Source organism: Streptomyces sp. NPDC048462, assembly GCF_043200175.1.
Lineage (GTDB): Bacteria > Actinomycetota > Actinomycetes > Streptomycetales > Streptomycetaceae > Streptomyces.
In genome coordinates, this window is sequence record NZ_JBICXG010000009.1 from 176843 (window position 1) to 191015 (window position 14173).

Sequence of the window (14173 nt, forward strand, 5' to 3'; positions counted from 1 at the left end):
TGAGTGGTCATGCTGTGATCGCCGAGTATGTCAAAACGTCAGCGGGCATCTCTTGCGCGAGTCTCCAAGTGATCCCCATAGGCTTACTCCCCGCGTGCTTGATGTACTGGGCAGGGCCAAGCAGCATCCATGGGTGGGGTCCGCCGATGTCTGTCTTCTTGTAGCGTCGAACGAAGAGTAGGACATGCGTCCCACTCTCCTTGTGGGTCTGGTAGCGAATGCCCGTTGGTGAGGTATCAGGGATCCTGCCCTGGGACTCCCAGTGAAATTCAGCCTCGTTCAAGGCGTAGTCCTTGTAGCGAGTCTCAGGCGAGAAGTCCTTTTCGTCCTTTTCTAGGGTGATGAAGAGAGCATCCGTCTGGATGTTCTTGCACCATCTCACCCCTTCTTGAAAGTTCCCGGGCAGGAAGTTGTCCAACGAAGACTCGTTCAGTGCCGTGAGGATCTCTTCACGGCTGTACGAGGCATGGACTACCAATGGGAGTCCGCGGTGTGGGCCGATGAGGGGGATGGGCAGGTGGTCAGCCAGGCCGACGGAGTATGCCAATACCTGGCGTACTTCATCCCGAAACATCCGCTGATTGCCCAGATTCTGAAGGCCTTCTTCGCAGCTCGAGAAGCCGCCCCCCAGGGGCCAGAGGGTAAAGAACAGCATGCGGGCGTAAGCCTGTTCCTGGACGTTGAGCTTGTCGTAGCTGGAGGCGTCGTCGCTGAGCAGCTTGGTGTACGTCGACACGCGGGTGGGGTCGTTGACGTGGAGGAACGCCGATACCCGCTTCAATAGCGCTGCCTCGCCGTCGGGTGCTGTCGAGTCGAGGAGCCCGGCCCGGCGGAGAAGGCCGGTCCATGAGTTTCCGTTGCCGCGGTAGAGCTCCTTAAGCTCTCGACCGCTCTCCCTGAGATAGTCCGCAAGTCGAGGCTCCGCATACGCGGCTACCTCGCGGGCGAGCTGGGTGACGTTAACGCCGATCTGGTTGCGGATGTTGTCGATGATCAGAGCCTTGGCTTTGGGCTCAAGAATGATCTGGCAGCCAGAAGGCAGCTGGGGGAAGTCGCGCTCAATGTTTGACAGGAGACGGTTTCGTGTCAGGTTGGTCAGGGCGCGGAACTGCTCCTCGAAGCGAAATTCCTTGCGGTGTTGGCCAATGAAGTCGAGAACCGTGAGTACAGCCTTGCCCTCTGTACGGCGGAGGCCGCGTCCCAGCTGCTGAAGGAAGACCGTGGCGCTTGATGTCGGCCGGAGTAGGAGCAAGGTGTCGACATCCGGGATGTCGAGCCCTTCGTTAAACAAGTCGACGGAGAAGATGACTTGAAGTGTTCCGGCGCGAAGGTCGTCGAGCGCGGACTTGCGCTCGTGCGCGGGGGACTCACCGGACAGGGCTGCGGCGTTGAGTCCAGCGCGGCGGAAGATGCCGGCCATGAACTGGGCGTGCGCCACCGAGACGCAGAAGCCCAAGGCGCGCATCGTCCCAGGGTCGGTGACCTTGTCCTTCACGGCTTTGACGACAAGCCGGGCACGCGCGTCGTTGCCCGTGAAGAGGTTGCTGAGAGCGCCAACGTCGTACGCGCCCCGCTTCCAAGTGACTGCGCTCATATCCGTGTTATCTGTGATGCCGAAGTAGTGGAACGGGCTCAATAGCTCGTTCTCAAGAGCCTCCCAGAGTCGCATCTCTGCTGCGATTCGGCCGTCAAAGAACTCATCCTGAACGTTAAGCCCGTCCATCCGCTCAGGGGTGGCAGTGAGGCCGAGTAGTTCTTGCGGGGTGAAGTGGTCCACAATGCGTCGATAGGTCGGGGACGTGCTGTGATGGAACTCATCGATCACGATGACGTCGAAGTGGTCCGGGGCGAGGCGCTCCAGAGCGCGCGCGTTGAGTGACTGGACGCTCGCGAACACGTGGTTCCAATCCGCAGGGACCTCGCCGCTGTAGAAGAGCTCACCGAAGTTCGCGTCGACCAGTACATTCTGGTAGACGCGAAGTGATTGCTCCAGGATCTCCTTGCGATGAGCCACGAAGAGTAGCCGCGGGTCCCGTCCGAGCTTCTGCCGCAAGTGCTTGTAGTCCAAGGCGGCCATCACCGTCTTGCCCGTTCCGGTGGCCGCGACGAGCAGATTGCGATTCCGCCCGTGGACAGTGCGCTCGACTTCAAGACGTTCCAGCATGTCGCGCTGGTGGGGGTATGGACGGACGTCCAAGCCAGAGAGGGTGATGACGTTGCGCCCCTGCGGACCGGAGGACCCGCTGGCGTGGGAGAGGGCTTCGTCCAGTCGCTGTGCGTCATTGTCGGGGTCGTACGTTTCGAAGGAGCGCTCGCTCCAGTAGGCGTCGAAGGTCGCCTCGAACTTGCGAAGGACCGACGGGGTCGCGACCGACGACAGGCGTACGTTCCATTCGAGCCCGTCGAGGAGTGCAGCTTTCGACAGGTTGGAGCTGCCGACGTACGCGGTGTCGAAGCCGCTCTCGCGGCGGAAGAGCCATGCCTTGGCGTGCAGGCGCGTCGAGCGGAGCTCGTAGTTGACCTTTACTTCAGCGCCAAACTCGCGAACCAGCCGGTCGAGCGCACGACGCTCTGTGGCACCGATATATGTTGTCGTCAGAACTCTGATCGGGACGCCGCGGTCGCGAGCGGACATCAACGACTGTTCGAGTACACGCAGACCATGCCACTTCACGAAGGCGCACAGCAGGTCTACATGGTCCGCCGTCGCCAGTTCGGCCCGTAGCTCGAAACCCAAGCTTGGATCTTCGGGTGAGTTGGTGATGAGCGCGGTCTCAGAGAGCGGAGTGGCGGGACGGATGGCGTAGACGCCAGGAGCTTCCTGTTCCGCGACTGCGAGAAGCTGTCGCGGTCCTTCGACGACCAGGTCGACCCACTCGGATGCACCTTCAAGCGTGTTGAGCGACTCCAGGATGTGGTTGGCGGTGAGTACCTGCTCCGCCGGTGTGAGCCCCTGAAGTACTCGGCGCACTGTGCTTGCGATGTGGCGGGAGAGGACGTGAGGCGTGGACTCGCCCCCTACTACTTCGTCGATGGCGTGCCAGCCCGCGGCATCGAGCTGTTTCATACGCTCTTCGAGACGTTGGGTGATCAACGTTTCGTACAGCCCGGCAACTGGTGCCGCTTCCCGCGCAGCTTGGCTGGACATGACCGAGCCCCCCTCATCGCCATACCTATCTACGCAGTTGTATCAAGGAGGACTGACAAATCCTGATCATGCGGCCCAAGCCAGACTTCCTGCCCGCTGAACCACTCCGGCTCTCCGGCAGGACGTGGCGCCGTGGCTACCGTCCGGGCGCGGGCAGGCCCGTGTCGGGCCGGTTCACCGCGACCGCCTTGAAGAACGTGTAATGGAAGGTCCCCTCGGCCAGTGCCGTGCGGTGCAGGTCCGTGATTCCCCGGTCCCAGTCGGCCTCGGTCATCAGCCCGGCGGCCAGTGCCTCGTCGCGGACCGCTTCGACCATGGCGATGAACGTGTTGCGGGTGAAGCCGTCGACCAGCGTCGGGCGGGACCGGTCGGCGTACACCGTGCGGGGGCGGACCGCGATGTCGTCGTATCCGGCGCGAACCAGCAGTGGATGTAACTGCCGGCCGATCAACGCGTCTCCGCCGGCGGCCGACTGCAGTTGGACCTGGCAGTCGATCACTGCTCGGGCCAGGGCGCTGGCGGGGTGGAAGAGTGCGGAGCCGTGATCCCCTTCGACCACGGTGATGGTGCCACCGGGTCGCAGGACACGGCGCAGTACGGCCAGTGCCCGTCGAGGGTCCGGCAGGTGTTCCAGGACGAAGCAGACGAAGACGTGGTCGAACTCCGCGGGGGAGAAGGGGAGGTCGAACAGATCGGCGTGGCACCACTCCACGTCCGCCTCCGGTGCGTGGGCCGCGATCCGGGCGCGGGCCTGCGCAAGGGAGTCCGCGCTGTGGTCGACGGCGGTGATCCGGGCCCCCGGGCCGGACTGGGCGAGGTGGACCGTCTGGGCGCCGACCCCGCAGCCCATCTCCAGTACCCGGCTGCCGGCCGGATAGGCGGTGCCCGCGTGCAGCAGTGCCGCCAGGGTGTCCGCCTGGTCGCCGAGCCGGGCCGCCTCGCGTTCGGAGTAGCCGTGCACGTAGTCGGCTGCTCCGACAGCGGAAGAAGATGACATCGCTCTGTTCATGCACCAAACCCTGCTGTGATTATGGTCCGATGAACAGGTCCAATCGAGACCCCGTTGACAGGTCCATAGTTGCCGGGTCGGATTTCCTGCAGCTGAACATCCTCGACGCGCCGGTCGGCGGCCGGTCCGCCTGGCTGGCCCAGCAGCTCAGGCTCGCGATCGAGGACCGCAGGCTGCCGATCGGGAGCAAGCTGCCGGCCACCCGCGTGCTGGCCGCCGAGCTGCGGGTGTCCCGCGGCGTGGTCACGGAGGCGTACCAGCGGCTGATCGAGGACGGGCACGCGGCGGGACACAGGCGCAACGGAACGATCGTCGTCGCCGCTCCCACAGCTCCCACCGCGCCCGCCCAGGCGCCCTCGGCCGCTGCTCCTTCGCCGGGTGGGCTGTTCGCCGCACTGCCCGGCCCGGACGTCTTCGACCGGATGCGGGCGGCACCCGCCCGCATCGACCTGTCGCCCGGCACCCCGGACCTCGCCGCGTTTCCGCGAGCGGCCTGGATGCGTGCCGAGCGCGCGGCCCTGGCGAGCCTCTCCACGTCCGGCCTCGGGTACGGAGACCCGCGCGGAACCCCCGCGCTGCGGCACGCCATCGCCAACTGGCTCGCCCGCTACCGCGCGATCAGGGCGGACCCCGACGGCATCCTCATCGTCTCCGGCACCGCGCAGACACTGAGCCTGCTCGGACGGGTGCTGCGCGACGACGGGGTTCCGGCGGTCGCCGTGGAGGACCCTGGGTCGCTCGGGGCGCGGCAGCACCTGCGCCACCAGGGGCTGGACACCCCGCCGGTGCCGGTGGACTCGCAGGGCGCGCGCATCGACGTACTGCGCGACATGGCCGCCCGAGCGGTCCTGCTGACCCCCGCGCACCAGTTCCCGACCGGCGTGGTGCTCAGCGGTGCACGGCGCCGTGAACTGATGTCCTGGGCTTCGGAGAGCGACGGACTGATCATCGAGGACGACTACGACGCCGAGCACCGCTACGACCGGCCTCCGGTCCCCGCCCTGCGCTCCGTGCTCCCGCACCACGTCTGCTACGCCGGAAGCGTTTCCAAGCTCCTCGCCCCCGCGCTGCGGATCGGCTGGGTCCTGGCGCCGCCGAAGTACCGGGACGCCCTCGTCGACGCCAAGCGGTTCGCCGACCTGGGCAACGCCGCGCTGCCGCAGCAGGTGCTGGCCCGGCTCATGGAGTCGGGGCAGATGGAACGCCAATTGAGGCTGCTGCGCACACGGCACTGCCGCCGCCGGGACGCCATGGTCGACGCGATCACGGCCCACCTTCCGGGCGCGGTCGTGCACGGGGCCGCGGCGGGCCTGCACCTGATGATCACCTTCGACGCCGAGTTCGACGACACCGAGCTCGCCGCCGCCGCGCTCGCGTGCGGCGTCAAGGTCCACCCGCTCTCATGGCACAGCCAGGGCGCACGACTGCCCGGGGTGGTCCTCGGCTACGCGGCGAGCACGCCCGCCGCCATCAGCGAGGGCGTGGCGGTGCTCGGAGAGGTCCTGCCTAGCCTGTCCTGAACGGTCCGGTGCGCCGGTTCCGTTCCGCTACCGTGCGCCGCAGCCGGCGGTCGGCTCGCCGGAGAGCGTCCGTACGTACCTCACCCCCCGCTTCCCGCTCAGCAGCACCTCCTCGCCCGTGGGGACGAAGCCCGTCCGGGTCAGGACCGCGCGGGAGGCCGTGTTGGTGACCGCGGCCGACGCGCGGAGCGAGGTCAGGGCGTACGTCGTCGCGCTCAGCTCGAAGATCTGGTGGACCGCCGCCGTGGCCAGGCCGCGGCCCGTCGCCCTCTCCGCCAGGCGGAAGCCCAGGTCCGCGGTGCCGTCCGACACGTCCATCAGGTTGAAGCGGCCCAGCACCTCGCCGTCCTTTGCCACCAGGAGGTGGAAGTGGTCGGTGCCGGCCGCCTGTGCGGTCAGCAGGGCCTCGTGGCGGGCGGCGAAGCGGGCGAAGTAGTCGTCGCCGCGGTCCGAGATCGAGGCGGCGAAGAAGGCGCGGTTCTCCTGCTCGAACGCGAGGAGCGCCGGGGCGTGGTCCGCGCGCAGACGCTGCAGTTCAGGCATGGCGGGATCGTACCCAGCCGGTCGCGCCCCCTGCCTGCCGGGCCCCGGCCCGGCAGGCAGAGCGGGCAGGCGGCGCGCCCCTACAGAGCGCCCCCGTGGCAGTCCCGGTACGGGCGGCCCGTGCCGCACCAGCAGGCCGCGCTCCGCGCCGGGGGCCAGGGGACGGCGCGGCCCCGGGCGGCGAGGGTGGTGGCGTACTGGGGGAGCAGGTCCGGGTCGGCCGGGGAGGCGGCCTCGGAGGCGGCGAACGCCTCGTACGACGGGACCGTGCCCGTCACGATGCCGAGGTTCGGGGTGCCCGTCGCGTGGAGGTCGCGCAGGGCCGCCTCCAGGCGGGCCAGGTGGTCCGGGTGGGAGGCGTACTCGCTGCCGAGGCCCGGGTACGCGGTGAGGAGCTCGTCCAGTTCGGCCTGCGGCCAGTGCAGCACCGCCACCGGGAAGGGGCGGGAGAGCGCGGTGCGGTAGGTGCCGAGCTCGGCGCGCAGGCGGGTGATCTCGGCGCGCAGCTCGCCCGGGTCCGAGGAGCCCAGGGCCCACAGCCGCTTCGGGTCGTGGAGCTCGTCCAGCGGGACGGCCGCCGTGTGCAGGGTGTCGGCCAGCTCGTCCCAGGCGTCGTGCCGCACCCCCATCAGCCGGCGGACCCGGTGGCGGCCGGTCAGCAACGACTGCGTGGCGTACGGGACTTCCTCGCCCGGTGCGATGAGCAGGGTGAGGGCCGTGGAGAAGAAGTCGTGGGCCGCCTCCAGCTCGTCGTGGGCCTCCAGGGTCTCCGCCGCGATCTCCCAGGGAGCCGCCTCCAGCGGGCCCGCCGTGCGGATGCCGTCGATGATCGCGCGGGCCTCGGCCTCGTGGCCGTACTCCCACAGGTTGGCGGCGTTGAGTGCCTTGACCAGGTGCGGGTGCTCGGTTCCGGGTGCGCTGAGCAGTTCGTCGTAGAGCGTCGTGGCGCGGGCGCGCTCACCGGCCAGCTCCAGATGGGCTGCGGCCTGGAGGAGCAGCGGCTCGTGGTCCTCGGGGTACCGCGCCGCGGTGCGCAGCAGGCGCTCGGCTTCGGTGATGTGGTCGGCAGGCGTGTCGGGGCGCATGAACCACACCGTACTGCGGTAGGGCGGCGAGGCGGAGAGTTGTTCGAGCTCTGGAGAGTTACGGGGCTTGGCCCTATCGTGCGGGCCGTGGTCAAGCGGATACCTGTGGTGGTGCAGCGGAACTCGCGGGGGCGGCGGGCCGCTGTGCGCGGGCTGTGGACGAGCGCCGAAGTGGTGGTCACCCTCGGCGTCGTCCTGCTGCTGCTCGTCGCCCATCAGCTGTGGTGGACCAACCGGCAGGCCCGCGCCGGCGCCGCGCACACCGTGCAGGCCCTCCAGCAGGACTGGGCGGACCCGGCGCCCGCCCCGTCGGACCCGCCGGAGCAGCCTGCGGAGGACAGCCCAGCGGTGTCCACGGGGGACGCGGGGGAGACGGGGGACGGGAAGGACGAGCCGGGCGGCGCGGCCCCCGCCACCGATGCCCCCGCGCCCCGCCGGTCCCAGGCCTACGCCGTCATCCGGATCCCGCGCATCGGGCTCACCGCGCCCGTCGCCCAGGGCATCAGCCGGAGCGGCGTCCTGGACAAGGGGTACGTCGGCCACTACCCCGGCACCGCGCAGCCCGGCGGCGCCGGGAACTTCGCGCTCGCCGCCCACCGCAACACCCACGGCGAACCGTTCCGCTACATCAACCGGCTGCGCCGCGGCGACCGCGTCACCGTCGAGACCCGGGACACCGTCTACACGTACACCGTCGACAAGACCCTCCCGCAGACCGGTGCGGGGGACGGCGGGGTGGTGGCCGCCGTCCCCCGCAGCAACGTGAGGCCGTACGTCGGGTACCGGGCCGCCGGTTCCTACGTGACGTTGACGACGTGCACGCCCGAGTTCACCTCCCGCTACCGGCTGGTGGTGTGGGGGAAGCTGACGGATGTGCGGGGGAGGTAGAGGGAGAGGGGATACCGGGAGGGCCGCCGGGGCGATGGTGTCCGGGGCGGGCCGTGTCACTAGGGTCGCTGACGTGCTCAGACGACGTCCGCAGTTGCTGTGGTTGCTGGTTCCCTACGTGCTCTACCTGGGGGCGCTGCCGTTCGTGAACCGGGTCCGTCCCGTCGTTCTCGGACTGCCGTTCCTCTTCTTCTGGCTGCTCGGGGCGACCGTCCTGACCCCCGTCGCCGTCTGGCTGGCCCGGCGGGGGGACCGCCGGTGAACGCCGCCGTCGCGACCTCCGTCTTCGGGGTCTTCATGGTCGCCACGGTGGCCCTCGGACTGTTCGCCGTACGCGGGCGGCGCGGCCGGGGCGGCGGCGAGGGCGGTGGGCTCGCCGAGTGGTCGGTGGGCGGGCGCAGCCTCGGCACCGTCTTCATCTGGGTCCTGATGGCCGGCGAGGGCTACACCAGCTTCAGCTACCTCGGCGCCGCGGGCTGGGGCTACAACTACGGGGCGCCGGTCCTGTACGTGGTGGCGTACATGTCCTGCGGCTACGCCGTCGGCTACGTCGTCGGGCCGATGCTCTGGGCCTACGCGCGCAAGCACGGCCTCGTGGGGATCACCGATATGGTGGCCCACCGCTTCGGCCGGCCCTGGCTCGGCGCGCTCGTCGCCGTCCTCGCGACCGTCTTCCTGCTCCCCTACATCCAGCTCCAGATCACCGGCATGGGCGTGGTCGTCTCGACCATCTCCTACGGCGCCATCAGCCTGAACTGGGCCTACTTCATCGCCTTCGCCGTCACCACCGGATTCGTCGTCGTCAGCGGGCTGCGCGGCAGCGCGTGGGTGTCGGTGCTGAAGGACGTCATGGTGATCGCGACGCTCGGCTTCCTCGCCGTCTACGTACCGATGCACTACTTCGACGGCTACGGGCCCTTCCTCGACCGGCTCGTCACCGACAAGAGCGAGTGGCTGACCTTCCCCGGGCACGGGGACAGCGGCCTCGGGCAGGCCTGGTTCATCACCACCTCCTTCCTCAACTCCCTCACCGTCGTGATCTTCCCGACGACCGTCGCCGGCTACCTCGGCGCGAAGAACGCTGACGTGCTGCGGCGCAACGCGATGTGGCTGCCCGCCTACAACGTCCTGCTGTTCGTCCCGATGCTGCTCGGCATGGCGGCCCTGTTCGTCGTCCCGGGCCTGGTCGGGGCCGAGTCGAACCTGGCCCTCTTCAAGCTGGTCGTGGACTCGCTGCCGGCCTGGTCGGTCGGCGTCATCGGCGTCGCCGCCGCGCTCTCCTCGATCGTGCCGATGGCCGTCTTCATGCTGGTCATCGGCACGATGTGGGGACGCAGCGTGCTCTCGCTCGTGCCGCGCTGGGAACAGCGGCAGAAGGGGGCGGCCCAGGTGGTCGTCGTCATCGCGGGCGGCCTGGCCCTGCTGCTCACGTACACGGCCCCGAACACCCTGGTCCGGCTCTCGCTGATCTCGTACGAGGGGATGGCGCAGCTGCTCCCCATGGTGCTGCTGGGGTTGATGTGGCGGCGCCTCACGCTGCTCGGGGCGATGAGCGGGCTGGTCGTCGGGGTGGCCGTGGTGTGCGGGTTCGTCTTCACGGAGAACGATCCGGTGTGGGGCGTGAACGCCGGCATCGTCGCCCTCGGCGCGAACCTGGCCGTCGCGCTGGCCGTGACGTACGCGGGTCCGCGCGAGCGCGACGAGCGGCCGGACGAGGACGTGCTGGCGCGCGACGAGATCGAGAGCGACGAGGTGGTGTCCCCGGCGGCGGTGGGGTGAGAGCGGGCGGCGGTGTGGGAGGGGGTGCCCGGTGTCCCGCTCATCGGGTATGGGGCCGGGCGACAACGATCGTGTATAACGGTTAAAGGTTGAAGTGCCGCTCTACGATGCGGCCGCAGGAGCGCGAGAGGGGGAGGACCCATGGACGCACGTGCCATGAACCGCGTGCGCGGTGGCCTCGCCCGGCTGCTCCGCCCCGCCGGGCTGCTGCTCTTCTTCCTCACCGAGGTCCTGCTCGCGGAGGGCGGCAGCCTCTCCGCCGCCGTCGCGCTCGCCGCCACCGCGGCCGCCGGTACGGCGCTCGTCGCCTGCTCGGTGATCAGTGCCCGCTGCGCCGTTCCGGTGCCCCGGACCAGGGTCCGCACCGCCATGCGCGACCGGGAGAAACGCACCGCGTTCCTGCCGCAACGAGACCCCGACGCCAAGGGGCGCAGGCGGCCCCGAGCCCCCGGCCGTGTCCTCCTGACGGCCGCGTAGGGCTCCCTCTCCTCCCTCTTTCGTCCAGGTGCGTACGCCGTGTGCGTACGTGCGGGCGCCCCGCGCGGATCGTCATGCCGAAGCTGATCCACTTCCCGGCACGACGAGACCCCCGGAGGGCTCATCCATGTCCGCCCTGATGTCCGCTTTCGCCAGCCTGGTCGGCGCCTTCGCCGATCTGCTGCACCCGTTCTTCCAGAACGCGTCCACCGCCGCCGCGATCGTGCTGTTCACCGCGCTCGTACGGCTCGCCGTGCACCCCCTGTCACGCGCCGCGGCGCGGGGGCAGAAGGCGCAGCGCCGGCTCCAGCCGCAGATCGCCGAACTGCGCAAGAAGCACAAGAAGAACCCCGAGCGGATGCAGAAGGCGATCATGGAGCTGCACAAGGAGGAGAAGGTCTCGCCGCTCTCCGGCTGCCTGCCCAGCCTGCTCCAGATGCCGGCCTTCTTCCTGCTCTACCACGTCTTCTCCAGCCAGAAGATCGGCGACGACGCGAACGAACTCCTCGGCCACCAGCTGTTCGGCGCCCCGCTCGGGGAGCGCTGGCACGACGCGATCGCGCACGGCGGGATGTTCGGGTCGCAGGGCATCGTGTACGTGGGACTGTTCGTCATCGTCGCCGCGGTCGCCACGTTCAACTACGGGCGGACGAAGCGGCAGATGGCCGCCAACCCCGTCACGCCGGCCGCCGGTCCGGACGGACAGCCGGTACCCGGCATGGGCGCGATGAACAAGGTGATGCCGCTGATGTCCTTCTTCACCCTCTTCACCGTCGCCTTCGTGCCGCTGGCCGCCGCGCTGTACGTCGTCACCAGCACCACCTGGACCGCGATCGAGCGGGCCTACCTGTACCGCGACATGCCGGCCGCCGGTGCCGCCATGGCCACCGCGGCGTAATCGGGGGCGCGAGTGCGCCGGTCCAGTGTGTGAACAGGGTCTTGCGGAGTGATCGGATGTCTTGGAGGATCGGACAAGCCTGCGATGGCCGCAACCCATCCGACGGGCCCGATCTCGACCGAGGGAGACAGACCGTTGAAGTTGCTTCGTGTGGGTACGGCAGGCGCGGAACGTCCGGCACTGCTGGGCGATGACGGGACCCTGCGTGACCTGTCGGGAGTCGTCACCGACATCGACAGCGCACTGCTCGCCGACGAGGACGCGCTGGCCCGGGTCCGGGCCGCCGCCGCCGCGCCCGGCGAGCTGCCGGTGCTCGACGCCGAGGGGCTGCGGGTGGGTCCGCCGCTCGCCCGGATCGGCAAGATCGTGTGCATCGGGCTGAACTACCACGACCACGCCACGGAGACCGGCGCGCAGATACCGGCGGAGCCGATCCTGTTCTTCAAGGCTCCCGACACCGTCGTCGGGCCCGAGGACACCGTGCTCGTGCCGCGCGGCAGCGTGAAGACCGACTGGGAGGTCGAGCTCGCGGTCGTCATCGGCCGCACCGCCCGGTACCTGGACTCGGCCGAGGAGGGCCTCGCCCACGTCGCCGGGTACGCGGTCGCGCACGATGTCTCCGAGCGCGAGTTCCAGATCGAGCGCGGCGGCACCTGGGACAAGGGCAAGAACTGCGAGACGTTCAACCCGCTGGGGCCGTGGCTGGTGACGGCCGACGAGGTGGCCGACCCGCAGGCGCTGCCGCTGAAGCTCTGGGTGAACGGCGAGCTGAAGCAGGACGGCACGACGGCCGAGCAGATCTTCCCGGTCGGCGAGGTCGTGCGCTACCTGAGCCACTTCATGACCCTGTACCCGGGCGACGTCATCAACACCGGTACGCCGGCCGGCGTGGCGATGGGGCAGCCCGAGCCGAAGCCCTACCTCCGGGCGGGGGATGTCGTCGAGCTCGAGATCGAGGGGCTGGGGCGGCAGCGGCAGGAGCTGAAGGGGGCCTAGGCCGTTGGGGCCCGGGGTCCGGGTGCGCCCGGGTGGCCGCTTTGGCCTCAAGCGCCGGACGGGCTGGAGGGGCGGCCTCAAGCGCCGGACGGGCCTGGTGTGGTCGGCCTGATGCGCGCGGATAAAGATCGGAGGGGTGGGCCCTGTCGGTGACGGGGCCCACCCCTCCGGTGTGTCAGTTGTCGATCATCGTCGCGAACTGTTCCAGGGCCTCGACCACCAGCGCGTGGTCCTCCGCCTGGGGCAGGCCCGAGACCGTGACCGAGCCGATGACACCCGCGCCCTCGACCGAGACCGGGAACGAACCGCCGTGCGCGGCGTACCTGTCCAGGTTGAGGCGCGAGGCCTCCTCGAACGTCGTCCCCTTGGCCCGGAACCTGGTCCCGACCAGGTAGGAGCTCTCTCCGTAGCGCTCGACGACCCTGCGCTTGCGGTCGATCCAGGCGTCGTTGTCCGCGCTCGAACCGGGCAGCGCGGCGTGGAACAACTGCTGCGTGCCGCGCCGGATGTCGATCGCCACCGGTGCGTGCCGCTCCCGGGCCAGGGTGACGAGCAGTCCGCCGAGCGCGTACGCGTCGTCGTAGCCGAAATGCGGCAGCGTCAGCCGGCGCTCCTGAGCGATCAGCTCGGAGATGGTCGGAGCGGTGGGGTTCATGCGGGCTGCTCCTCGGTGGCGGGTGCGGGAGTCGTGGGCAGGGTGACCGTAACGCCCTCGCGGGCCGAGCGGCGGGCGGCCTCCAGGACGTCCAGGGCGGCCGCGGCCTGCAGGGCGGTCACCGGGTTCTCGCCCTTTCCGCGCAGTGCGTCGACGACTGCCGCGTAGTACGCGGGGTAGTCGCCCGGCCGGGTACGGACCGGGGCGCCACCTCCGGTGAGCGGGGACTCACCCGAGCCGAGCCGGCCCCACAGCTCCTCGGCCTCCTCGCCCCACGGCTCGCCCTTCGAGGGGCGGGCACCCTCGCGCAGGGCGGCCTCCTGGGGGTCGAGGCCGTACTTCACATAGCCGGCGGTGGAGCCGAGCACCCGGAAACGCGGGCCGAGCTGGGCCGTCGTCGCGCTGACGTACAGGTGCGAGCGGACCCCGCTCTCGTGGGTGATCGCCAGGAACGTGTCGTCGTCGGCCGCCGCGCCCGGCCGGCGCACGTCCGACTCCGCGTACACCCGCACCGCCGGACCGAACAGGACCAGCGCCTGGTCGACGACATGGCTGCCCAGGTCGAACAGCAGCCCACCGATCTCCTGCGGGTCGCCCGACTCGCGCCAGCCGCCCTTCGGCTGCGGGCGCCACCGCTCGAAGCGGGACTCGAAGCGCTGCACCTCGCCCAGCTCGCCGTCCGCGATCAGCGAGCGCAGGGTGAGGAAGTCGTTGTCCCAGCGGCGGTTCTGGAAGACCGAGAGCAGCACCCCGTGCTCCTCGGCCAGCGCCGCCAGCTCCCGGGCCTCGGCGGCCGAACCGGCGATCGGCTTGTCCACGACCACCGGCAGACCGGCCCTGATCGCGGCGGCGGCGATCGGCACGTGCGTCTTGTTCGGTGACGCGATCACGATCAGATCGAGCTCGTCCGCGCGCTGCCACAGCTCGTCCGGCGATGCGGCGAACCGTACGCCGGGGAATTCGGCGCGGGCCTGCTCGCGCCGCTCCTCGTTCGAGGTGACGACCGTGTCCAGGACGAGGCCGTCGGTCGCGGAGATCAGCGGGGCGTGGAAGACGGAACCCGCCAGGCCGTAGCCGACGAGTCCGACGCGCAGGGGGGTCCCGGACGGGCCGGAGGTCTCGTGAGTCGCGTGGGCAGTCATGCACTCCACTTTGGCAACGCTGTTGCCAAAGTG

Annotated in this window: 13 protein-coding genes; 7 read left to right on the forward strand and 6 right to left on the reverse strand. The window is 69.7% G+C overall.

Going from position 1 to position 14173, the window contains the following annotated elements; genetic code table 11:
• Positions 1 to 7 precede the first annotated feature (7 nt).
• Together ACGFU6_RS17860 and ACGFU6_RS17865 are read right to left on the reverse strand one after the other, a co-directional pair.
• Complete coding sequence (locus ACGFU6_RS17860; protein WP_393611790.1) at positions 8 to 3148, reverse strand: DUF3427 domain-containing protein; 3141 nt, start codon at positions 3146 to 3148, stop codon at positions 8 to 10.
• Positions 3149 to 3284: 136 nt separating this feature from the next.
• Positions 3285 to 4145, reverse strand: a complete 861-nt coding sequence (locus tag ACGFU6_RS17865) for a methyltransferase domain-containing protein (protein ID WP_393611791.1) — start codon at positions 4143 to 4145, stop codon at positions 3285 to 3287.
• A gap of 41 nt (positions 4146 to 4186) precedes the next feature.
• On the opposite strand from ACGFU6_RS17865, the gene ACGFU6_RS17870 reads away from it, so the two are divergent.
• Positions 4187 to 5677 (forward strand): PLP-dependent aminotransferase family protein, encoded by a 1491-nt coding sequence (locus ACGFU6_RS17870; RefSeq protein WP_393611793.1) that lies wholly within the window; start codon positions 4187 to 4189, stop codon positions 5675 to 5677.
• 27 nt (positions 5678 to 5704) lie between these two features.
• Here the strand turns inward: ACGFU6_RS17870 and ACGFU6_RS17875 are convergent, their stop codons facing one another.
• A complete protein-coding gene (locus ACGFU6_RS17875) occupies positions 5705 to 6220 on the reverse strand; it encodes a GNAT family N-acetyltransferase (RefSeq protein WP_393611794.1) in 516 nt (171 codons plus the stop codon).
• Between the two features lie 80 nt (positions 6221 to 6300).
• Positions 6301 to 7305 carry an SEC-C domain-containing protein gene (locus ACGFU6_RS17880; protein ID WP_123525810.1) on the reverse strand — a complete coding sequence of 335 codons (1005 nt, stop codon included), beginning with the start codon at positions 7303 to 7305 and terminating at the stop codon, positions 6301 to 6303.
• 87 nt (positions 7306 to 7392) lie between these two features.
• Between ACGFU6_RS17880 and ACGFU6_RS17885 the strand changes: the two genes are divergently transcribed.
• From ACGFU6_RS17885 to ACGFU6_RS17910, 6 genes are all read left to right on the forward strand, one after another.
• Positions 7393 to 8193, forward strand: a complete 801-nt coding sequence (locus ACGFU6_RS17885; RefSeq protein ID WP_393611796.1) for a class E sortase — start codon at positions 7393 to 7395, stop codon at positions 8191 to 8193.
• 103 nt (positions 8194 to 8296) lie between these two features.
• On the forward strand, positions 8297 to 8455 hold the full coding sequence (locus ACGFU6_RS17890; RefSeq protein ID WP_390091853.1) for a DUF3311 domain-containing protein: 159 nt from the start codon (positions 8297 to 8299) through the stop codon (positions 8453 to 8455).
• Positions 8452 to 9972, forward strand: coding sequence for a sodium:solute symporter (locus ACGFU6_RS17895; RefSeq protein WP_393611797.1), 1521 nt, complete (start codon positions 8452 to 8454; stop codon positions 9970 to 9972). Before ACGFU6_RS17890 ends, ACGFU6_RS17895 begins: the two co-directional genes overlap by 4 nt.
• Before the next feature lie 141 nt (positions 9973 to 10113).
• Positions 10114 to 10449 carry a DUF6412 domain-containing protein gene (locus tag ACGFU6_RS17900; RefSeq protein ID WP_393611799.1) on the forward strand — a complete coding sequence of 112 codons (336 nt, stop codon included), beginning with the start codon at positions 10114 to 10116 and terminating at the stop codon, positions 10447 to 10449.
• Between the two features lie 127 nt (positions 10450 to 10576).
• The gene (locus ACGFU6_RS17905) at positions 10577 to 11347 is read left to right on the forward strand and encodes a YidC/Oxa1 family membrane protein insertase (protein WP_393611801.1); all 771 of its coding nucleotides are present in this window, start codon (positions 10577 to 10579) and stop codon (positions 11345 to 11347) included.
• 135 nt (positions 11348 to 11482) lie between these two features.
• A complete protein-coding gene (locus ACGFU6_RS17910; protein WP_393611803.1) occupies positions 11483 to 12343 on the forward strand; it encodes a fumarylacetoacetate hydrolase family protein in 861 nt (286 codons plus the stop codon).
• Positions 12344 to 12518: 175 nt separating this feature from the next.
• Here ACGFU6_RS17910 and ACGFU6_RS17915 read toward each other — a convergent pair whose 3' ends face one another.
• Positions 12519 to 12998: a heme-degrading domain-containing protein gene (locus tag ACGFU6_RS17915; RefSeq protein ID WP_393611804.1), complete on the reverse strand. Its 480-nt coding sequence runs from the start codon at positions 12996 to 12998 to the stop codon at positions 12519 to 12521.
• A complete protein-coding gene (locus tag ACGFU6_RS17920; protein ID WP_393611806.1) occupies positions 12995 to 14140 on the reverse strand; it encodes a Gfo/Idh/MocA family oxidoreductase in 1146 nt (381 codons plus the stop codon). The genes ACGFU6_RS17915 and ACGFU6_RS17920 overlap by 4 nt, the downstream gene beginning before the upstream one ends.
• Positions 14141 to 14173: the final 33 nt, after the last annotated feature.